This window comes from Novosphingobium terrae (assembly GCF_017163935.1).
In the GTDB taxonomy this organism is placed as follows: Bacteria; Pseudomonadota; Alphaproteobacteria; order Sphingomonadales; family Sphingomonadaceae; genus Novosphingobium; species Novosphingobium terrae.
Genome location: NZ_JABVZR010000002.1, coordinates 2,199,882 through 2,220,580, shown reverse-complemented (window position 1 = coordinate 2,220,580; position 20,699 = coordinate 2,199,882). Strand labels below are relative to the sequence as shown.

At 64.9% G+C, this 20,699-nt stretch carries 17 protein-coding genes; 15 read left to right on the top strand and 2 right to left on the bottom strand.

Features of this window, described 5'->3' with window-relative positions; translation table 11 throughout:
- Positions 1-284 precede the first annotated feature (284 nt).
- The 4 genes from HGK27_RS27625 to HGK27_RS27610 all read left to right on the top strand — a co-directional run bounded on the left by HGK27_RS27625 (position 285) and on the right by HGK27_RS27610 (position 6,686).
- The gene (locus HGK27_RS27625; protein ID WP_206244010.1) at positions 285-2,762 is read left to right on the top strand and encodes a DUF1592 domain-containing protein; all 2,478 of its coding nucleotides are present in this window, start codon (positions 285-287) and stop codon (positions 2,760-2,762) included.
- Positions 2,759-4,090 (top strand): DUF1552 domain-containing protein, encoded by a 1,332-nt coding sequence (locus HGK27_RS27620; RefSeq protein WP_206244009.1) that lies wholly within the window; start codon positions 2,759-2,761, stop codon positions 4,088-4,090. Before HGK27_RS27625 ends, HGK27_RS27620 begins: the two co-directional genes overlap by 4 nt.
- The gene (locus HGK27_RS27615; RefSeq protein ID WP_241127552.1) at positions 4,083-5,456 is read left to right on the top strand and encodes an ankyrin repeat domain-containing protein; all 1,374 of its coding nucleotides are present in this window, start codon (positions 4,083-4,085) and stop codon (positions 5,454-5,456) included. The genes HGK27_RS27620 and HGK27_RS27615 overlap by 8 nt, the downstream gene beginning before the upstream one ends.
- A 96-nt stretch (positions 5,457-5,552) precedes the next feature.
- Positions 5,553-6,686, top strand: coding sequence for a nucleoside hydrolase (locus HGK27_RS27610; RefSeq protein WP_241127551.1), 1,134 nt, complete (start codon positions 5,553-5,555; stop codon positions 6,684-6,686).
- Here the strand turns inward: HGK27_RS27610 and HGK27_RS27605 are convergent, their stop codons facing one another.
- Together HGK27_RS27605 and HGK27_RS27600 are read right to left on the bottom strand one after the other, a co-directional pair.
- Positions 6,687-7,898: an MFS transporter gene (locus tag HGK27_RS27605; RefSeq protein ID WP_206244008.1), complete on the bottom strand. Its 1,212-nt coding sequence runs from the start codon at positions 7,896-7,898 to the stop codon at positions 6,687-6,689.
- A gap of 33 nt (positions 7,899-7,931) precedes the next feature.
- On the bottom strand, positions 7,932-8,843 hold the full coding sequence (locus tag HGK27_RS27600; RefSeq protein WP_206244007.1) for a LysR family transcriptional regulator: 912 nt from the start codon (positions 8,841-8,843) through the stop codon (positions 7,932-7,934).
- Positions 8,844-9,142: 299 nt separating this feature from the next.
- Between HGK27_RS27600 and HGK27_RS27595 the strand changes: the two genes are divergently transcribed.
- Genes HGK27_RS27595 through HGK27_RS27545 form a run of 11 tightly spaced genes read left to right on the top strand, consistent with a single transcriptional unit; the run spans position 9,143 to position 20,482 of the window.
- Positions 9,143-10,507 carry an NCS2 family permease gene (locus tag HGK27_RS27595; protein WP_206244006.1) on the top strand — a complete coding sequence of 455 codons (1,365 nt, stop codon included), beginning with the start codon at positions 9,143-9,145 and terminating at the stop codon, positions 10,505-10,507.
- 10 nt (positions 10,508-10,517) lie between these two features.
- Positions 10,518-12,092 (top strand): gamma-glutamyltransferase family protein, encoded by a 1,575-nt coding sequence (locus tag HGK27_RS27590; RefSeq protein WP_206244005.1) that lies wholly within the window; start codon positions 10,518-10,520, stop codon positions 12,090-12,092.
- Positions 12,089-13,357: an allantoate amidohydrolase gene (locus HGK27_RS27585; RefSeq protein ID WP_206244004.1), complete on the top strand. Its 1,269-nt coding sequence runs from the start codon at positions 12,089-12,091 to the stop codon at positions 13,355-13,357. The genes HGK27_RS27590 and HGK27_RS27585 overlap by 4 nt, the downstream gene beginning before the upstream one ends.
- Positions 13,350-14,594: a pyridoxal-phosphate-dependent aminotransferase family protein gene (locus HGK27_RS27580; protein WP_206244003.1), complete on the top strand. Its 1,245-nt coding sequence runs from the start codon at positions 13,350-13,352 to the stop codon at positions 14,592-14,594. Before HGK27_RS27585 ends, HGK27_RS27580 begins: the two co-directional genes overlap by 8 nt.
- Positions 14,591-15,472, top strand: a complete 882-nt coding sequence (gene puuE / locus HGK27_RS27575) for an allantoinase PuuE (protein WP_241127549.1) — start codon at positions 14,591-14,593, stop codon at positions 15,470-15,472. The genes HGK27_RS27580 and puuE overlap by 4 nt, the downstream gene beginning before the upstream one ends.
- Positions 15,469-15,849, top strand: a complete 381-nt coding sequence (hpxZ, locus tag HGK27_RS27570; protein ID WP_068090134.1) for an oxalurate catabolism protein HpxZ — start codon at positions 15,469-15,471, stop codon at positions 15,847-15,849. Before puuE ends, hpxZ begins: the two co-directional genes overlap by 4 nt.
- Complete coding sequence (gene uraD / locus HGK27_RS27565) at positions 15,849-16,340, top strand: 2-oxo-4-hydroxy-4-carboxy-5-ureidoimidazoline decarboxylase (protein WP_206244001.1); 492 nt, start codon at positions 15,849-15,851, stop codon at positions 16,338-16,340. The genes hpxZ and uraD overlap by 1 nt, the downstream gene beginning before the upstream one ends.
- Positions 16,337-17,800: an FAD/NAD(P)-binding protein gene (locus HGK27_RS27560; protein ID WP_206244000.1), complete on the top strand. Its 1,464-nt coding sequence runs from the start codon at positions 16,337-16,339 to the stop codon at positions 17,798-17,800. Before uraD ends, HGK27_RS27560 begins: the two co-directional genes overlap by 4 nt.
- Positions 17,797-18,123, top strand: a complete 327-nt coding sequence (gene uraH / locus HGK27_RS27555) for a hydroxyisourate hydrolase (RefSeq protein WP_206243999.1) — start codon at positions 17,797-17,799, stop codon at positions 18,121-18,123. Before HGK27_RS27560 ends, uraH begins: the two co-directional genes overlap by 4 nt.
- Before the next feature lie 24 nt (positions 18,124-18,147).
- Positions 18,148-19,443 (top strand): guanine deaminase, encoded by a 1,296-nt coding sequence (gene guaD, locus HGK27_RS27550; RefSeq protein ID WP_206245590.1) that lies wholly within the window; start codon positions 18,148-18,150, stop codon positions 19,441-19,443.
- A gap of 4 nt (positions 19,444-19,447) precedes the next feature.
- Entirely contained in the window at positions 19,448-20,482 is a 1,035-nt protein-coding gene (locus HGK27_RS27545; RefSeq protein ID WP_206243998.1) for an adenosine deaminase, read from the top strand.
- The last annotated feature ends 217 nt before the right edge of the window (positions 20,483-20,699 follow it).

The window sequence follows — 20,699 nt, the reverse complement described above, 5'->3', positions numbered from 1 at the left end:
AGAGCATACCCCAAATTCCGCGCTGCAACAGGCCGTTTCAAAACATCGCATCACAAACCGGGCCAAAAACGAATTTTTAGATCACCCTGTGCTTGTAACGGCGATGGACGCCCCCTCGAATCGCCGATACCCGAGCAGCAATTTCCGAAAACTCAATACGTCGCCGCTCGACTGGTGGCGGGCATGAAACCGGGCAAGGGCGGATCAGAACAACATCCGTGCCCCGGCCCCTCTGCGGGATCGTGTCGCCAGACAGCATAGCCATAAAGGGCAGTTTAGATTCCATGACGGGCCGCCAAAGCCACCGCATCCTCACGCGCAGCCTTCTGGCGATGGGCGCCCTGACGGTGACCACCGCCTCACTGGTGCGTTCGCAAGAAAGCGCCCCCACGCCCGTGGCACGCCCGGCGCCCGATGTGGCCGCTCTGTTCGATGCCTATTGCTCATCCTGCCACAATGATATCGACCGCACCGCCTCCTTCTCGCTCGACGATCTGAAGGCGGGCGATGTGATGCAGGGCGCCCATGCCGATGCCTGGGAAAAGATCCTGAGCAAAATGGCCCGGCAGGAAATGCCGCCGCGCAACAAGGACCAGCCCAGCCCCGCCGACCGTGCCGCGCTGGTGAACTGGCTGCAAAACTCGCTGGACGGCTATGCCCGCAGCCATCCCGATCCGGGCCGCGCCACGGTGCGCCGCCTCAACCGCGTGGAATATGCCAATGCGGTGCGCGATCTGCTGGGGTTGCAGGTGGATGTCAGCCGCGATCTGCCTCAGGACAATTCCGGCTACGGTTTCGACAACATTGCCGATGTGCTCTCGGTCTCGCCCACGCTGGTGGAGCGCTATGTGCTGGTGGCGGGCCGCGTGGCACGTCTGGCGACGGGGCTTGGCTCGGTAAAGCCCTTTGCCACCACCCATGATATTCCCAAGGACGGCTCAATCATGAATTCGGGCCGCCCGGCCTACAATGACCGCATGAGCGAGCGCCTGCCGATCGGCTCACGCGGGGGCGGCGCCTTCGATTATTACGCAAAGGCCAGCGGCACCTATGAGGTGGCGGGTTGGCTCAACGCCAACACCAACAATGAAGCCGACCGCATGGCAGAGGACCGCGTCTCCGTGCGCGTACCTTTGAAGGCCGGGGCGCATGTGATCGGGCTGTCCTTCCGCAAGAGCATCGCGCCCGATGAAAGCGTGCAGACCCTGCGCAACACCACCGATATGGTGCCGCTGCCGGTCGACAAGCCGATCATGCTGCCGATGGATATTTCGGTCGACGGGGTGAAGGTGCAGACGCTCAGCGTGCCCTCCTACCGCATGAGCCAGCGCTATTCGCAGCAGAATTTCCCGCGCGATGTGATGGCAATCGATGTTGTCGGGCCTTACGATGTGGCGGCAAAGGCGCCGCTGCCCGATACGCCAAGCCGCCGCCGTATCTTCACCTGCCATCCGGCCAATGCAGCGCAGGAAGAGCCCTGTGCGCGGACCATCGTCACCTCGCTGGCGCGCCACGCCTATCGCCGCCCGGTCGGCGACAGCGATATCGTCCCGCTGATGAAGACCTATGCCGAGGAACGCAAGGTCGGCAGCTTCGAAAGTGGCGTGGAAGCGGCGGTGGAGGCTATCCTCGTCTCGCCCCATTTCCTCTTCGCGGTGGAGGGTGATCCCGCAGGCGCCGCGCCCGGTTCGGTGCATCAGCTTGGCGATCTGGAACTGGCCACCCGCCTCTCGCTGTTCCTGTGGAGTTCGATCCCCGACGAGCAATTGCTCACGCTGGCCCAGCAGAACCGCCTGCATGACCCGGCGGTGATCAACGCGCAAATCACCCGCATGCTGGCCGATCCGCGCTCTGCGGCGCTGACGAAGAACTTCGCCGGGCAATGGCTGTACCTGCGCAATCTCGACCAGCAGCGCCCCGATACCGACGTCTTCCCCAAGTTCGACGTCCGCCTGCGCGCCGCCATGGCGCAGGAAACCGAGCTGTTCTTCACCCATGTGCTGCAATCCAACCGCAGCGTGCTGGATTTCCTGTCGTCAGACTACACCTTCCTCAACCAGCGGCTGGCCGAGCATTACGGCATCCCCGGCGTCAACGGCACAGCGATGCGCCTGGTGAAGCTGGACCCGGCATGGCATCGCGGCGGGCTGCTGGGGCAGGCCAGCATCCTGACGGTCACCTCCTATGGCAACCACACCAGCGTGGTGAAGCGCGGCAAGTGGGTGCTGGAAAACCTGCTGGCCGCCGCCCCTCCCCCGCCCCCGCCAGACGTGCCCGCCCTGCAAGAGGCCCATGGCGGCAAGCTGCTCACCGCGCGCCAGCAGCTGGAGCTGCACCGCTCCAACCCTTCTTGCGCCGCCTGCCATGTGCGGATGGACCCGATGGGCTTCTCGCTGGAAAACTATGACGCCGTGGGCGCATGGCGCACGATCGATGTTGGCCAGCCCATCGACAACAGCGGCATCCTGCCCGACGGCACCCATTTCGCCGGGCTTTCCGGCTTGCAAAAGATCCTGCTCGATCACCGCGAGCAGTTCGTTCAGGCCTTCACCTCGCGGCTGATGACCTATGCCCTCTCGCGCGGGCTCGGGCCTTTCGATCAGCCGCAGGTGCGCGCCATCGCCCATGCCGCCGATGCCGATGGCGACCGCATCCAGACCATCATTCGCGGCATCGTCTTCAGCGACAGCTTCCGCCTGAAGAAGGTTCCTGAGGGCAAGCCGCTCACCCCCACCCAGATCACCATGAGGCAAGCCCGATGATCATTCGCCGCCAGCCCCTCGCCCGCCGCACCGTGCTGCGCGGGATCGGCACCGCCATGGCCCTGCCCTTTATGGAGGCCATGGCCCCCAGCGCCAAAGCTGCCGACGCCGCCGCGCGCCCGCGCCGCCTCTCGGTGTTCTACACGCCCAATGGCATGATGATGGATCAGTTCAGGCCCGGTCCCGGCGCCACCACGCTTGAACCCCTGAACGCCTTCAAGGACCGGATGACCGTCATCACCGGCCTTGGCCACCCGCAGGCCGCTGCGATGGGGGATCTCAATGCCGGGCATGGCCGCTCCTGCCCCGCCTTCCTCACCGGCACGCATGTCCGCCAGACCGAGGGCACCGATATCCGCTGCGCCGTCTCGGTCGATCAGGTCTATGCGCGGCATCTGGGCGACGCGACGCAGCTTTCCAGCCTGGAAACCGGCATCGACCAGCCTAGCCTGCTGGGCAGCTGCGATATCGGCTACTCCTGCGCCTACACCAACGGCATCTCATGGATGAGCCCCACCGTGCCACTGCCGGTCGCCGCCAATCCGCGCGATGTGTTCGAGCGGCTGTTCGGCGATGGCGATGCTCTGGACGCGCAGAGCCGCATGGCCCAGATGCGCCGCCAGACCTCGATCCTCGATTTCGTGCGCGAGGACGCCCAGCGCCTGACCGGAGAGCTGGGCATGGAAGACCGCCGCAAGCTGGACGAATATCTCACCGCCACGCGCGACATTGAAAAGCGCATCCAGCGCGCCGCCTCCACGCCCCTGACCACTATGGGGCCCGATGCCGGATCGATGCAACGCCCCGCCGGCATCCCCGACAGTTTCGATGCCCATGTGAAGCTGATGGTGGACCTTCAGGTGTTGGCTTTTCAGGCCGATATCACCCGCGTCGCCACCTTCATGATCGGGCGGGAAATCTCCAACCGCACCTATCCCGAGATCGGCGTGCCAGACAGCCACCATATGCTCAGCCACCACGGCCATATGGAGGAAAAGAAGGTCAAGCTGGCGCAGATCAACCGCCACCATATGACCTATTACGCCTATCTGCTGCAGCGCATGAGCGAGACGAAAGATGGCGATGCCAGCCTGCTGGATCGATCCTTTGTGCTGCGCGGCTCGGCCTTCGGCGACCCCAATGAGCATGATCATATGGATCTGCCGGTGATTGTCGCGGGCGGGTTGCTGAAGCATCAGGCCCATGTGAACGTGGCCAAGGGCACGAGGATGTCCGACCTGCTGCTCACCGCGCTGAACGCCATGGGCGTGCCCGATACGCGGTTTGGTGACAGCACCGGGCCACTAAAGGAGGTCGCCCTTGCGTAAGCCCATCATGGCCGTGCTGTTGCTGGGGCTGGCTACGCCAGCCTTGGCGGCGCATGCCCCAAAGGCCGACCCGGCGCGCAATGAGCCTTTGGGCGAGGCCGATATCGCCCTGTCCCGCGCCATCGAGATCGGTGACGATGACGCCGCCCGCGCCGCTCTGGCTGCCCATGCCGCGCCCAATCGGCGGCTGGCCTTTGGCGCTACGCCGCTGATGCAAGCGGTGGACCGGCAGGATGCTCCGCTGGTCGGCCTGCTGTTGGCGGCGGGGGCCGATGCCAATCTGGCGGATGAGGAAGGTCTCTCTGCACTGACGCTGGCCTGCCAGTTGGGCAGTGAAGCGGTGCTGGATCGCCTGCTTTCCGCGCCGCATATCGATCTGCGCACCGCCCTGCCCGATGGGGCGAGCGCTCTGCATATCTGCGCGCGTTATGCTCCCGCGCCGGTGGTGGCGCGCTTGCTGGCAGCGAAACTGCCCGTGGATACACCCGACAGCCGGGGCGAGACGCCGCTGATGTGGGCCGCTGCCTCGGGCAAGACCGAAAGCATGGCGCTGCTGCTGAAGGCGGGCGCGAAGATCAATGCCGCCACGCAAGCCGGTTTCACCCCGCTGTTCTTCGCCATCAAGAGCGGCGTGCCCGAAGCCAGCGCCGCCCTGCTGGCAGCAGGTGCCGATGCGGACCATCGCGGGCCGAAAAACACCAGCGCCCTGCAACTGGCACTCTATCAACAGAACTGGGCCGCCGCCGCGCAACTGGCGCAGCGCCTGCCCGATCACAGCCCGCTGCTGGCCGAGAAGGACGATCAGGGACTGCCGCCTCTAAACGCTGCAGCCATCGGCGGCGATCTGGCGCTGGTCAGGCTGCTGCTGGCCAAGGGCGCGCAGGTAAACGGACTCTCCGGCCCCTCCAGCATCACCTGGGTGACCGAGGCCAATTTCGGTGTGGCGCCGCCCGCCGTGCCGCCCACGCCGCCGCTGCTGCTGGCCGCCCAACATGGCCATGCCGAGGTCATGAAGGTGCTCATCGACCATGGCGCCGATCCGACATTTACCGCGACCAATGGCAATAACATCGTGATCTCGGCTGCTCAGGGTGGGCATGCCGATGCGCTGGCTCTGGCCATTGCCGTGGGCCCCGATGTCAATCTGGCTGACGCCCGGGGCACCACCGCCCTGCATGTGCTGGCGGGCAGCGGTTACAGTCCGGAGCTTGCTCCCATGTTGGCCATGCTGCGCGCCCATGGCGCCCGCGCCGATCTGGCTGACAAGAAAGGACACACACCTGCCATGGTCGCCGATGGCACGCTCAAGGAGGTGAAGGCCGCCTTCAACGCCGCTTTCCCGCCCTCCCCCGCCAAGCCCACATAGAGCATTGGGTCAATCGCACCTTCAAGCTTTTGCTGTCGCATCGTTTTTGCGAAAAACCGGTTCCCACTTTTTCGCACGATGCTTTATTGGGCCGTTATGACGATGTTTTCCAATCTTGCGCGCGGCATGATCGCCGCGCTGGCTCTGGCCTTCGCGAGTGCCGCCGATCTGGCTCAGGCCGCCGATGCCCATCCTGAACGCCGTAAGGTCATTATCGATCAGGACGCTTTCGAAGGCCCCGGCCTGCAACCGATCCTGATGCTGCTGCAAGACCCGACGGTCGAGGTGCTGGGCATCACCACCGTCAGCGGCGATGGCTGGCAGCCAGAGGAAACCGCCGCCACGCTGCGCATGCTGGAACTGGTCGGCCGCAAGGACGTGCCGGTGGTGGCCGGCGCCACCTTCCCGCTGGTCAACAGTCAGGCGCGCAACAAGGCGCGCGAGGCGCAATATGGCAAGCTGCCCTACAAGGGCGCGTGGATGGAAAGCTGGCCCAGCTACAACACCATCGCCCGCCGTCAGCCGCATGAGGCCCATATTGTGCCGCCCCTGCCCGAGGGCATGCCGACCACCAAACCCTACCCCGGCAGCGCGGCGGAGTTCCTGCTGGCCCAGTCGCGCAAATATCCCGGGCAGATCACCATCATCGCCATGGGCCCGCTGACCAATCTGGCGCTGGCGCAACGTCTGGACGATGGTTTCGCCGGGCGCATCAAGGAACTGGTCACCGAAGGCGGCAAGCTGGAAAACGGCGCCATGGCGGCAGGCCCCAAGGATGAGTTCGCCATGCAGCTGGACTATGCCCCGCGCATGTCTTTCAACCATTTCTGGGACCCGGAGGCCTCGCATATCGTCTTCACCAGCCCCTGGCCCAGGATCTCTCTGGTGACCGACGATGCCAGCGCCGACATCATCGGCACACAGGCGCTGATCGACAAGGTGACAGCAGGCTCAACCCCGGTGGCGCGCTATATGAAGCAGACCGCTCAGGCAAACTATCCGCTGTGGGATGAGACGCAGGCCGCCGCGTGGCTCAAACCGGGGATCGCGCGGCGCAAGGGCAGGCTGGCGATGGATGTCGATCTGATGCCGGGCGCCAATTATGGCGCTCTGCTGACATGGCCTGCCGGGCAAGGCCCGGGGCTTGGCGAGCGCGATGTCGATGTGATCTATGCGGTGGACAAGGCAGGGGTGGAAGGCCTGTTCGTGGACCTGCTGTCAAAGCCCTGATCAGCGGAGCGCCACCGATCCAGCCTTTTCCCGCCGCCCCGCAAGGCTTTCCGCCAGCAGGATCATGGCGAGCATGGCCAGCAACGTGCCGCTCGCCCCGATGCCGACAGCCTCCCAGCCCCAGCGCGCCACGATCCAGCCGCCCAGCGGCGGCCCGACCAGCGCGCCTCCGGCGCCGAATTGCGTGACCAGACCATTGGCTGTGGCGATCCTCGGATCGTCCGGCGAGGCCGCTCCGGCCTGCTGAGGCAGGCGCGCGAACATCACCGGCGGCACCAGCCCGCTGACCATCACCGCCACCACCGCCAGAGCGCCGCGCAGGGCCAGCGCCATACCCGCACCATGATAGAGCGCGAGGATCAGCGGCACCGTCGCCAGCAGGGCGACCACGGCAAGGATCGCGCTGCGCCGCGCGGGCATCACGCCCTCGCGCATGGACCAGATGGCGGCGCCCGCTCCGGGCAGGGAAGCCAGCGAAGCCAGCGCAGCGATCAGGGCCGCGGTTGACAGGCTTGCCCCGCTGCGTTCGATCAGAAAGCTGGGCAGCAGCATGGTCAAAGCGCTGATAAAGACCGTGTAGAGCCCGAAGCCAAAGGTCGAACACCATGCCGAGACCTTGGGCAGCTTGAGGCGATGACGCGGTGCCGCACCGATGGGCATGCGGGCAATACCCAAACCGCCCAGCACGATCAGCACGGTCCACAAGCCCATAATTCCGCGCACGCCGAAAGATGGCAGCACCGCGCCCGTCACCGCTGCGCCCAAGGCGATGCCAACGGGCACGAAGGTGCTCCACAGAGCCAGAGCGCGCGGGCGGGTATCGTCATGAGCAATGGCCGAAATCGCGGTGGGCGCGGCGATCACCACCAGCAGATAGCCCAGTCCTTCCACCGCGCGGGCGGCGAAGAGCAGCGTGATGTCCGTCGTCAGCGTTTCCATCAGGCTGGTGGCGGCCAGAATGGCCAACCCCGCCAGCAGAAAGCGCCTCACCCCGCTGCGCGCCAGAGCCAGCCCGGCGACAAAGCCGAACAAACCGCCGCCCACCTCCAGCAGCGAGATCAACCAACCCAGTTGCGACAGGGTTAGATGCCCCTGCTCCTGCATCAGCGGGGCGATCACGGACATTTTCGCAAATTGCGCCGCCGCCAGCACGCCAAGCAGCCAGAGTGTGATGATACGGGGCCAAGGGGAGGCGATGGAGGGAGAAGTCATGGGGCGGCCCTTAGCCGCAAGACAGACCCCGCTTCAACCCACCCCGCCCACACCGCTCTCACGCATCACCTGCGCCAGATGGTTGAGCAGCAGCGACGCCGGCACCGAAAGCGTCCGCCCCGAAGCGCTGATCAGCGAGAGCACCGAAAGCGGAATGTTGCTTTCGGCCAGCGGCACGAAGATCAGCTTGCCCTCGGCCAGTTCGGCGGTGACATCCAGCTTGGTGAGCAGCCCCACCCCGCGCCCGCCCTGCACCAGAGCCTTCAAGAGCCCGATCGAATTGGCATTGATCGCCGCGCGGGTGCGCCCGCCTACCGTGCGCGACCACAGATTGTCGATCACCCCCCGGTAGGAGAGCGACTCATCGGGCAACACCAGCCCGTGTTCGGCGCATTCGGCAAAGCCCACCTCGCTGCGCTGTGCCAGCGGATGGCCCTGCGCCACCACCGCGCCAAGCTGATAGACCATGGTGCGCTCGACGCGGAAACCGTGGCCCTCGGGCGGGTTGAAGGTGAGCGCCAGCTCCACCTGCCCCTCGGTCACGCTGTCGCCCACAGCCTGAGCGCCCGCCACCACCACATTGAGGTCGATGCCCGGATAATCCTCGCGGAAGCGGGTCAGCGCCGTCGCGACGAAATCGATCGCGCCTTCGGCAATGGCCATGGTCACCTCGCCCCGGCGCAGGCCGGTGAGGTCGTCGATCTGCGCCATGGCATGGCCCAGCTCGCGGCGCCAGCGGCGCACATAGGTGATCAGCACCTCGCCCGCCGCCGTCAGGCGCAGGCCCTGAGGCATACGCTCGAACAGGCGCACGCCCAGCTTTTCCTCCATCAGCAGCATATGGCGGTCGATGGCCGAGGGCGAGATATGCAGGCGCTCCGACGCCTTGCGGATCGAGCCGGAGCGCACGACCTCATCGAAATAGACGGCAAAACGCGAAAACATGGGCTTCACAGGCTCCACAACAGCGACTGTGCAGAGTGTTCTAAAAATTATCGCAAAATTGCAAATCAATTCTAATGGATTTGAACAGCCCCCGCCGATAGACAGAGATCTGTATCAGACGGAAGGGCTTGATCCCACCCGATCATCACGCGCTCCAGCGCCCGGCAGGATGACAGAATGACCCGATCGCCGTGTTTCAGACACCCCGTCACCGGTCCTTTCGGGGAAAAGGGGCAAGACAGCCGATGCCCCCGGCGATAGATCGGCCCATCCGCCCCTACGACGACCAAGGACCTTCCATGACGCAAGCCGCCCAAGCCCCTGCCCTTTCGCCCCTGGCGGCGCTGGCCCAGCGCCATTTCGCTTTGGCCCAGCGCGGATCGAGCGTGCGCACGGAAGTCGTGGCGGGGCTCACCAGCTTTTTCACCATGGCCTATATCATCGTGGTCAACCCCGGCATTCTGGGGTTGGCGGGCATGCCGGTGGCGGCGGTGGCGGCGGCAACCTGCCTCTCCGCAGCCCTCGCCTGCATGCTGATGGGCGTGCTGGCCAATGCGCCGCTGGGGTTGGCGCCGGGCATGGGGCTCAACGCCTATTTCAGCTTTACCGTGGTGCAGGCGATGCATGTGCCATGGCAGGTGGCGCTGGGCTGCGTGTTTATCTCGGGCGTGGCCTTTCTGCTGCTGACGGCGGCGGGCATTCGCCAGATGATCGTGGCGGCCATTCCGCCGCATCTGCTGGCGGCGGTGGCGGGCGGCATTGGCCTGTTTATCGCCTTTATCGGGTTGAAAAACGCTGATCTGGTGGTCGCCAGCCCCGCCACGGTGGTGGCGCTGGGCGATCTGCACAAGGGCGGGCCGCTGCTGGCGCTGATCGGTCTGGCGATCATGGCCGGGCTTTCCATCTTCGGCGTGCGCGCCGCGATCCTGATCGGCATCGTGGCCACCACGCTGATCGGCTGGGCCACGCATCTGGTGCCCTTTGCCCCGGCCAAGGTGGATACGGCGGGCATTGGCCAGACGATCATGGCGCTGGACCTTAATGGCGCGCTGCATCTGGGCGGCAAGGCTTACGGGCTGGGCCTGCTGGAGGTGGTCTTTGTCTTCCTCTTCGTCGATCTGTTCGACAACATCGGCACGCTCTGCGCCGTCACCAAGCGCGCGGGCCTGATCGAGCCCGACGGTTCGATCCGCGATCTCAACAAGATGCTCTATGCCGATGCCATCGCCACCATGGCGGGATCGATGATCGGCACCTCCACCGTGACCTCCTATGTGGAGAGCACCAGCGGCGTGGAAGCGGGCGGGCGCACTGGCCTCACCGCTATTGTCTGCGGGCTGATGTTCCTGATCGCGCTGCCTTTCGCCCCCTATGCCGCCGCCGTACCGCTGGCTGCCACCGCGCCCGCACTGGTGCTGGTGGGTGCACTGATGATGGCGCCGCTTCAAGAAGTGAGTTGGGAGCGTGCCGAACAGGCCGTCCCCGCCTTCCTGACTTTGGTGATGATCCCGCTGACCTTTTCCATCGCCAATGGCCTCGCCTTCGGCATCACCGCCCATGCTGCGATCAAGATCATGAAGCGCGAAGTCACCAAGGGCGACTGGCTGCTGCTGGTGCTGGCCGTGCTCTTCATCCTGCGCTTTGCCTATATCGCCGCTGCCTGAGGGAGTTTGAATGCTGTCATCGCGCACCACCCAGGGCATGGTCGTCGCCCCCCATTTCGCCGCTGCCGAAGCCGGCCGCGCCGTGCTGGCCGAGGGCGGCAATGCGGTGGAGGCGGCCATCGCCGTCGCTGCGACCATCGCGGTGGTCTATCCGCATATGAACTCGATCGGCGGGGATGGCTTCTGGCTGATCCACCGGCCGGGGCAGCCGGTGGTGGCGATCGATGCCTGCGGGAGGGCCGCGGCGAAGGCCGATCTTGCGCTGTATGCGGGCTTGCAGAGTGTGCCATGGCGTGGGCCTCTGGCGGCCAACACTGTCGCGGGGGCGATCAGCGGCTGGGCCAAGGCGCGGGAGATCGCGCCGGGCACCTTGCCGCTCTCGCGCCTGCTGGCCGATGCCATCGCCTATGCGCATGACGGGGTGAGCGTTACCGCCGGGGGCGCTGCATTGGCCGCCGCCAAGAGCGCGGAACTGCGCGACCTGCCCGGCGCCTATGCGCAGATTTTCGAGCCCGAGGGCAAGCCTCTGGCCGAAGGAGACCGGTTGCGCCAACCCGCACTGGCCCGCACGCTGGAACGACTGGCGCAGGAAGGCCTGGACAGCTTCTATCGCGGCGAACTGGCGCTGGATCTTGCCAGCGATCTGGCCGCTCTGGGCAGCCCAGTCTCCGCGCATGATCTGGCCGCGCATCGCGCCGAGCAGACCGAGCCTTTGAGCGTCCCGGTCAAGGGCGCGACGCTGTTCAACCATCAGCCCCCCACGCAGGGTATCGCCAGCCTGCTGATCCTCGCTCTGGCCGACCGGCTGGATCTGGAGGCGGACAGCAGCTTTGCCCATCTCCACGGACTGGTCGAGGCCACCAAGCAAGCCTTCCTGTGGCGCGATCAGCATTGCGGCGATCCGAAGTTTATGGAGGCCGATCCGCGCGTCCTGCTCGCCGATGGTGCCGCTCTGGATGCCATGGCGGGCAGGATCGATCCCGCCCACGCCCTGCCATGGCCCCAGCCCTCGCAACAGGGGGATACGGTGTGGTTCGGCGCGGCGGATAAGGACGGTATGGTCGTCTCGCTGATCCAGTCGACCTATTTCGAGTTTGGTTCGGGGCTGGTGCTGCCCAAAACCGGCATCACATGGCAGAACCGGGGCGCTTCATTCCGCTTGGCAGAAAGCGGCTGGAATGCGCTGAAACCGGGGCGAAAACCCTTCCATACACTCAATCCCGCGCTGGCTCATTTCGCGGATGGCCGGGTGATGGCCTATGGTACGATGGGCGGCGAAGGTCAGCCGCAGACACAGGCCGCCGTGTTCAGCCGCTATGGCTGGCAGCGCACCGATCTGGCTCAAGCCATCGCCAAACCCCGCTGGCTGCTGGGACGCACATGGGGTGAGGAAAGCACCACACTCAAGATCGAGGAAGGCTTTGATGAAGCGCTCTATGAGAGCCTCAGCACAGCAGGTCATGCCGTGGAAAGGGTCAACGCCAACAATGCGATGATGGGCCACGCCGGGGCCATCGTGATAGGCGACGGCTGGTTTGAAGGCGCCAGCGATCCGCGCTGCGACGGGAGAGCGGCTGGTCTATGAACAGTTTACCCACAGCCTTGCCCTCAACCTTGTCCCATGGCGCCCGCGCCGTCGAGCGTTGTGATCTGCTCGGCCGCGCGCCCTATTCGGATATGGAGAATGCCCTCTATCGCGCATGGCTGACCCCGGCGCACAAGGCGGCACTCGGCACGCTGGAAGGCTGGATGACGGAAGCGGGCATGGCCGTCCGCATGGACGCCATGGGCAATCTGATCGGGCGCTACGAGGGCACCCGGCCCGACCTCGCGCCCCTGATGATCGCCAGCCATATCGACAGCGTGCGCGACGCCGGTTTCTATGACGGTCCGCTCGGCGTGATGCTGGGGGTGGAGTGCGTCGCCGCGCTGCATGAGGCCGGGCGCCGCCTGCCCTTCGCTATCGAGGTCGTGGCTTTCGGCGATGAGGAAGGCAGCCGCTTCCCCGCCGCCATGCTGACCAGCCGCGCCATGGCGGGCACGCTGGATGAAGCCGCGCTGGATATGGCCGATGCGCGCGGCGTGACTTTGGCCGAGGCCATGGCCGATTTCGGGCTGGATATCGCGCGCTGGCGTGAGGCCAAGCTGGCCCGCGCACCGCTTGCCTATTTGGAAGCCCATATCGAGCAAGGCCCCGTGCTTGAGGCGCAAGGGCTGGCGTTAGGCACCGTCACCGGCATTGCCGCGCAATTGCGCTATCAGATCACCGTGCTGGGCAAGGCGGGCCATGCAGGCACCTGCGCCATGGGGCTGCGTCAGGATGCGCTGACCGCCGCCTCCGAAATGGTGCTGGCCGTGGAGGAAATTGCCCGCGCCGATGCCAGCGATCTTGTCGCCACCGTGGGCCGTATGGCGGTGCTGCCAGGTGCCGCCAATGTGATCCCCGGCGAAGCGGTCTTCACGCTGGATGTGCGTTCGGGCGATGAGGCCCGTCGCGACCGCGCGGCGGACACCATCCTCGCCCGTATCCGCGAACTGGCCAAGGCGCGCGGACTGGGCGTCGGGATCGAGAAAATCCACAATCTGCCCGCCAGCCCCTGCGCGCCCGATCTGATGGATCTGATGGATGGCGGGATCGCCGCCACCGGGCAGCAGCCGTTCCGCCTTGTGTCCGGCGCGGGGCATGATGCGATGGTGATGGAGGCGATCTGCCCCACCGCCATGCTGTTTATCCGCTGCCGCGGCGGGGTCAGCCATAATCCTGCCGAGCATGTCGAGGTGGCGGATGTGGAAGCGGCCTTCACCGCCATGATGCGCTTTATTGAAGATTTGGGAGCCAGGTATGTCTGATCTGCCGCAGGATCTTTTCGGGCAGATCGACCCGCCGCAGCGCCTGCTGATGGGCCCCGGTCCGGTCAATGCTCACCCCCGCGTGCTGCGCGCGATGAGCGCCGATATGCTTGGCCAGTTCGACCCCGAAATGACCGATTATATGAACCAGGTGATGGCGCTCTATCGCCCGGTGTTCGGCACAGAAAACCATTGGACCATGCTGGTGGACGGCACGGCGCGTGCGGGGATCGAGGCCGCGCTGGTCAGCCTGATCGCGCCGGGCGAGATGGCCTTGGTGGTCAATTTCGGGCGCTTCGGGTTGCTGTTGCAGGAGATTTTGCAGCGTATCGGCGCGCGGTATGAAACCGTCGATGCGCCATGGGGTGAAGTCGTGCCGATGGAGGCCATTGCCGAGGCCGCGCACCGCGTGCAACCGAAACTGATCTGCGCGGTGCATGGCGATACCTCCACCACCATGGCGCAACCGCTGGATGGGATTGGGGCGATTGCCAAGGAGGTCGGCGCGCTGGTCTATGTCGATGCTACCGCCACCATCGGCGGCATGGCGATCGCCAGTGACCGCTGGGGCGCCGATGTGGTGACAGGCGGCTTGCAGAAATGCCTTGGCGGTCCTTCGGGCAGTTCACCGATCACGATTTCGCATGCTGCCGCCGAGCATATCCTGCATCGCCGCCATGTCGAGAAAGGCATTGCTCGCGACGATATCGAGGATGGTATCGGCGCGATGATTGGCTCGAACTATTTCGATCTGGCGATGGTGATGGATTACTGGGGGCCGAAACGCCTCAACCACCATACCGAGGCGACCACCATGCTCTATGGCGCGCGCGAATGCGCCCGTGTGGTGCTGGCGGAAGGTTTGCCAGCACGCTTTGCCCGCCATGCCGCTGCCGGTCGTGCCATGACGGCGGGCGCCCGGGCGATGGGGCTGAAGGTTTTCGGCGACGATGCGCACCGCATGACCAATGTGACCGGCGTGTGGATTCCCGAGGGCGTCGATGGCGAGGCCGTCCGCACCATGATGCGTGATGCTTTCCAGATCGAGATCGGCACTGCTTTCGGGCCTCTGCAGGGTCGCATCTGGCGGCTGGGGGCGATGGGCTACAATGCGATGAAGCATAAGGTGCTGATCACGCTGTCCGCTTTGGAGGCATGTTTGACGGCGCAAGGGTTCAAGCTGCCGCTGGGTGCGGCTGTGCCTGCCGCCATGGCTGCGTGGGAGGCTGCGTGGTGACCCGCGATCTGGTCGGTTATGGCGCCACGCCGCCGCAGGCCAACTGGCCGCAAGGCGCGAAGATCGCCGTGCAATTCGTCATCAATTACGAGGAGGGCGCGGAAAATTGCGTCCTCAATGGCGATGAGCTGTCCGAGGGATTTCTCTCCGAGATGGTCGGCGCGGCGCGGCATCCCGATCGCGCTATGGCGATGGAAAGCCTCTATGAATATGGCAGCCGGGCGGGTTTTTGGCGCTTACACCGGCTGTTTGTAGAGCGCGGCCTGCCAGTGACGGTGTTTGGTGTGGCCAAGGCTCTGGAAACCAACCCCGAAGCGGTGGCCGCCATGCTGGACGCCGATTGGGAGATCGCCAGCCACGGCCTGCGCTGGATCGACTACCAATATGTGCCTGAAGAGGTGGAGCGAGAGCATATCGCTCAGGCCATCGCCCTGCATGAAAAGGTGACCGGCAGCCGCCCGCTCGGCTGGTATCAGGGGCGGACCAGCCCCAACACGGCGCGTCTGGTGGCGGAGGAAGGCGGCTTTCTCTACGATGCCGACAGCTACGCCGATGATGTGCCCTACTGGGATCATCGATATGGGGGCAAGCAGCTGATCGTGCCCTACACGCTGGACGCCAACGATATGAAATTCGTGGCCCTGAACGGCTTCACTGAGGGCGAACAGTTCTTCCACTATCTGCGCGACACCTTCGACCAGCTCTATGCCGAGGGTGGCCGCATGATGAGCATCGGCCTGCATGGCCGCGTCGCCGGCAAACCTGCGCGGACGCGGGCTCTGGCGCGTTTTCTGGATCATATCGCGGCGCATTCGGATGTCTGGGTTGCGCGTCGCATCGATATCGCCCGCCACTGGATGGAGCAGCACCCCGCATGATGATCGACAATCCCGCCCTGCTGGCCGAGGTCACCGCCGCCTTCAACGAGTATGAGCGCGCGCTGATGGAAGACGATATCCCGGCGATGGACAAGCTCTTCCACGAGGCACCCACCACCAACCGCTATGGCGTGGGCGAGGTGCTTTACGGCATCGAGGAGATCCGCGAATTCCGCAAGGGTCGCGGTGGTTCTCCGCAGCGCAAGCTGGGCCGCGTGGCAATCACCGTCTATGGCGACAATTTCGCCACCGCTGACGCCGAATTCTTCCGCGAAAATTCGGACCGGCGCGGGCGCCAGACGCAAAGCTGGGTGAAGTTTCCCGATGGCTGGAAAGTGGTCTCCGCGCATGTCAGCCTGGAGGGGAACACGCACTGATGAGCCTCAATGCGATCAACGCCCTGCCTACGGATGCCTTCGTGGCGCGCTATGGCGCCCTGTTCGAGCATTCGCCATGGGTGGCGGAGCGGGCGGCGGCTTTGCGCCCCTTTGCCGATCTGCATGGCGGTTTGATGCAGGCTTTGGAGGCGGCTTCGGCTGAGGAAAAGCTGGCGCTGATCCGCGCTCACCCCGAGCTGGCGGGCAAGGCGGCGATCGACAAAACGCTCACGCAGGCCAGCACCGCCGAACAGGCCAGCGCCGGGCTGGACCGGCTGACGCCTGAAGAATTCGCGCGGTTTCATGACCTGAACGCCGCCTATCGCACCGCCCATGATATGCCCTTTATCATCTGCGTGCGGCTGACGGACAAGGCGGGCATCCTCGCCGCCATGGAAGCGCGCGCTGCCAACGATACCCAAACCGAAGTGGCCACCGCTCTGGCCGAAATCGGCAAGATCGTGAAGCTGCGGCTGGAGGATATGGCATGATCGCGGACGGCCTTCCCGCTCTGGAAGCGCGGCTGGTGCATGATCTCGCGCAGATTGCGCTCGGCGGGCCGGACTGGGCGCATCCGCGCCAGCATGAGGGGAACCATGTCTATGATGTGGTGATCGTCGGTGGCGGGCAGAGCGGGCTGGCTGCAGCCTTCGGGTTGCGTCGCGAGCGGATCAACAACATCCTGATCCTCGACGAGAATGAGGCGGGCCGCGAAGGGCCGTGGGTCACCTATGCCCGCATGGTCACGCTGCGCACGCCCAAGCATCTGACGCCGGTGGATTTCGGCGTCCCTTCCCTCACCTATCGTGCCTGGTGGGAAGCGCAGCATGGCGCCGAGGGCTGGGACAAGCTCGATAAAATTCCGCGTGGCGACTGGATGGACTATCTGCGCTGGTATCGCCGGGTGCTGGATCTGCCGGTTCGCAATGGCGCGAAGGTGGAGTTGGTCGAGCCCCTGAACGACGTGTGCGATGGATTGTTCCGCATCCATATCGCGGGCGGCGAGCCCGTTCTGGCCCGCAAGGTGGTGCTGGCCACCGGCATTCAGGGCGGCGGCGAGTGGCACACGCCCGCGATGATCCGCGACAATCTGCCCCGCCACCTCTACGCCCATACCAGCGAGGCCGTCGATTACGCCGCGATGCAGGGCAAGCGCATCGGCATTCTGGGCGGCGGCGCCAGCGCCTTCGACAATGCGCAATTTGCCCTGAATGCGGGCGTGGGCGCGGCGGAGGTCTTTATCCGTCGCAAGGTGCTGCCGCGCATCAACCCCATCCGCTTTATGGAGCGCGTCGGGCTGGCGGCGCGTTATCGCGCTCTGGACGATGCCGACAAATACCGCGCCATGGCCTGCTTCCTGAGCCATAATCAGCCGCCAACCAACGACACGTTCGAGCGCGCCGCCGCCCTGCCCGGCTTCAATCTGCATCTGGGTAGCCCGTGGCTTTCGGCGGAAGCTGTGAATGATGGCACACAGGTCAAGGTGACCACGCCCCATGGCGAGCACCTGTTTGATTTCGTGGTGCTCTCCACCGGCCTGATCAGCGACCATGCCCTGCGCCCCGAACTGCGCCTTGTGGCCGATGACATCGCCCGCTGGGGCGAACGCGTTCCAGTGCCCGAAGGCTGCGATGTGTCGCCCGCCATCGCCGATCTGATCGCGGCGCATCCCTACCTCGGGCCATCCTTCGAAATCCTGTCCAATGCGCCGGAGAAGGCCGCGCAGGTCCATGGGCTGTTCGCCTTCAACTATGCCGCTTTGCTCAGCATGGGGCTGTCGGCCTCCGCGCTCTCCGGGCTGGAGCAGGCGCTGCCCAAGCTGGCATCGGGCATTGCCGATCAGCTGTTTCTCGACGACAAGGACCGCAATCTGGCTGCCTTCCTCACCTATGATGATGAGGAATTTCTCGGCCAGTGGCCCCGATTGGTGCAGAGCGAGGAAACAGCATGAGCAGCCTGTCCACCCATGTCCTCGATACCGTCAGCGGCCGCCCCGCCCCCGGCATCCGCGTGGTGCTGACACAAGGCGATGCCGTGCTGGCCGAGGGCATCACCGATGCCGATGGACGCTTTCGCACCTTCCCGGTGCTGTCAGCGGGCGCCTATGTGCTGACCTTCCATGTGGGTGATTATTTCCGCGCCCAAGGCACACCGCTGGCCGATCCGCCTTTCCTCGATGTGGTGCCGATCCATTTCGGTGCGGGTCAGGAGGGCCATTACCATGTGCCGTTGCTGGTCTCGCCCTTTGCCTTCTCGACCTATCGCGGCAGTTGAGCCAGACTGGAGATATCCAAAGTGTTGAAGGGTTTCCGGGCTGAACTTCTCAGCCTGCCGCATGATCCGCGTGTGGCAGGTGCTCAGGCGCTACGCCACGAGGCGGATGGCCTGCTGGTGGTGGAGAACGGCATCGTCATCGCGCGCGGCGATTACGCCACGCTGGCCCCCCGCTTCCCCGGTCTGGAGATTGAAGACCATCGCACCCGGCTGCTGGTCCCCGGCTTCATCGACACCCATATCCATTACCCCCAGACCGAACGCATCGCCGCCCACGGCCTGCAACTGCTCGACTGGCTGGACCAGCATATCTTCCCCGCCGAGCGCGCCTTTGCCGATCCGGCCCATGCCCGCGATGTATCCGCCTTCTTCCTCGACGAATTGCTGCGCCATGGCACGACCAGCGCGCTGGTCTTCGCCACGGTGCATGAAGCTTCGGTCGACGCGCTGTTCGCGGCGGCGGTGGAGCGCAACATGCGCATCGCTTCAGGCAAGGTGCTGATGGATCTGGGGCCGGAAGGCCTGCGCGATACCCCCGAAACCGCCCGCGCCGAAAGCGAGGCCCTGATCGCCCGCTGGCATTGTAAAGACCGCCTGACCTATGCGGTAACGCCGCGCTTCGCCCTCACCTCCTCAGATGCACAACTGGCGGTGGCGGGCGATTTGCTCAAAGCCCATCCCGAAGCCCTGCTCCATACCCATATCTCCGAAAACCGCGACGAGATCGCCGCTGTGCTGGGCCATTTCCCTCAGGCCAGCGACTATCTCGATGTCTATGATCGCTTCGGGCTGGTGGGCGCGCGGTCCATCTTTGCCCATGGTATCCATCTGTCGGATCGTGAATGCTGCCGGTTGCATGAAAGCGGCGCGGGGGTGGCGCTATGCCCCACGTCCAACCTGTTCCTCGGTTCCGGCCTGTTCGATCTGGCCAAGTTGGACGCACATGACGTGAAGCTGGGCCTTGGCACCGATGTGGGCGCAGGCACCAGCCTGTCGATGCTGGCCACCATGGGCGAGGCCTATAAGGTCTGCCAGCTGCAGGGCAATCCGCTCGACCCGTTTCGCGCGCTCTATCTGGCCACGCAAGGCGGCGCCAACATGCTGGGCATGGGCACGCAAGTGGGCGCTCTGATGGAAGGACAGGAGGCCGATTTCCTGCTGCTCGATCACGCCGCCACCCCGCTGGCCGCCCGCCGCTGCGCGGGGCTGCCTCTGGCCGAGCGTCTGTTTGCCATGCAAATTCTGGGGGATGACCGTTTTATCGCGCGCACCTATATTGCAGGCCAACTCGCCCATGACCGTGATGCCGTGAAAGCCTGATCCGATGACCGATACGCCCCTCTCCGCCCTGATCGCCGCCCTCCCCAAGGCCGAGCTACATCTGCATATCGAGGGCTCGCTGGAGCCTGAACTGATGTTCGAACTGGCCCAGCGCAACCATGTCGCCATCCCCTATGCCAGCGTGGAGGAGGTGCGCGCCGCCTATTCCTTCACCCGCCTGCAGGACTTTCTCGACATCTATTACGCCGGGGCCGACGTGCTGCGCACCGCGCGCGATTTCCACGATCTGGCCGCCGCCTATTTCGCCCGCGCTGCTGCCGACAACATCCGCCACGCCGAAATCTTCTTCGACCCCCAGACCCACACCGACCGGGGCATCCCCTTCGATGTGGTGATGGAAGGCCTGACCTCGGCCATGGATGAGGCGCATGGCCGCTACGGCATCACCTCCGGCCTGATCCTGTGCTTCCTGCGCCATCTGAGCGAAGAGGCCGCGCTGGAAACCCTCGCCCGTGCCGAGCCATGGATCGACCGCCTGCTGGGCGTTGGCCTCGATTCCTCCGAAGTGGGCCACCCGCCCGCCAAATTCATCCGCGTTTTCGAGCGCGCCGGGAAGCTGGGCCTGAAACGCGTCGCCCATGCCGGGGAGGAAGGCCCGCCCGCCTATGTCCACGAAGCGCTGGACCTGCTGAAGGTGGACCGGCTGGACCATGGCAACCGCGCCATGGAAGATCCCGCTCTGGTCAGCCGTCTGGCTGATGAGGGCATGGCGCTGACGGTGTGCCCGCTCTCCAACCTCAAGCTTTGCGTGGTGGATGACATGGCGAAGCACCCCATCCCCGCTATGCTGGACGCCGGGCTGACCGCCACCATCAATTCCGACGATCCGGCCTATTTCGGCGGGTATATCAACCAGAACTTTTACGCTCTGGATGCAGCGGGCGTTTTGACCCGCGAAGCCTTGATACAACTGGTTCGCAACTCTTTCAAAGGAGCGTTCCTGAGTGACGCCGAGAAGACGAAGCATCTGGAAAACATAGATACTGTTATTCGGGATGCACGCTTCCAAGCCTATTGAATTCTCTTGCCCCGTATCAGGCGCGCGAGATCATCCTAAGTCCGATAGATATAAGGCCAGACTAATTCAGGCTGGCCCATCCACGGTTGGACATGTCTTGCGTCAGGATTTGTGTCATGACTTTTGTGCGCCTGAGGCCGAGGAAATCGGACTATGGCGAAGAAAAATGCTCTGCCCCCTGCCGTGCTTGATGCCCTGGCCAAAGGCTCCTTGGCAG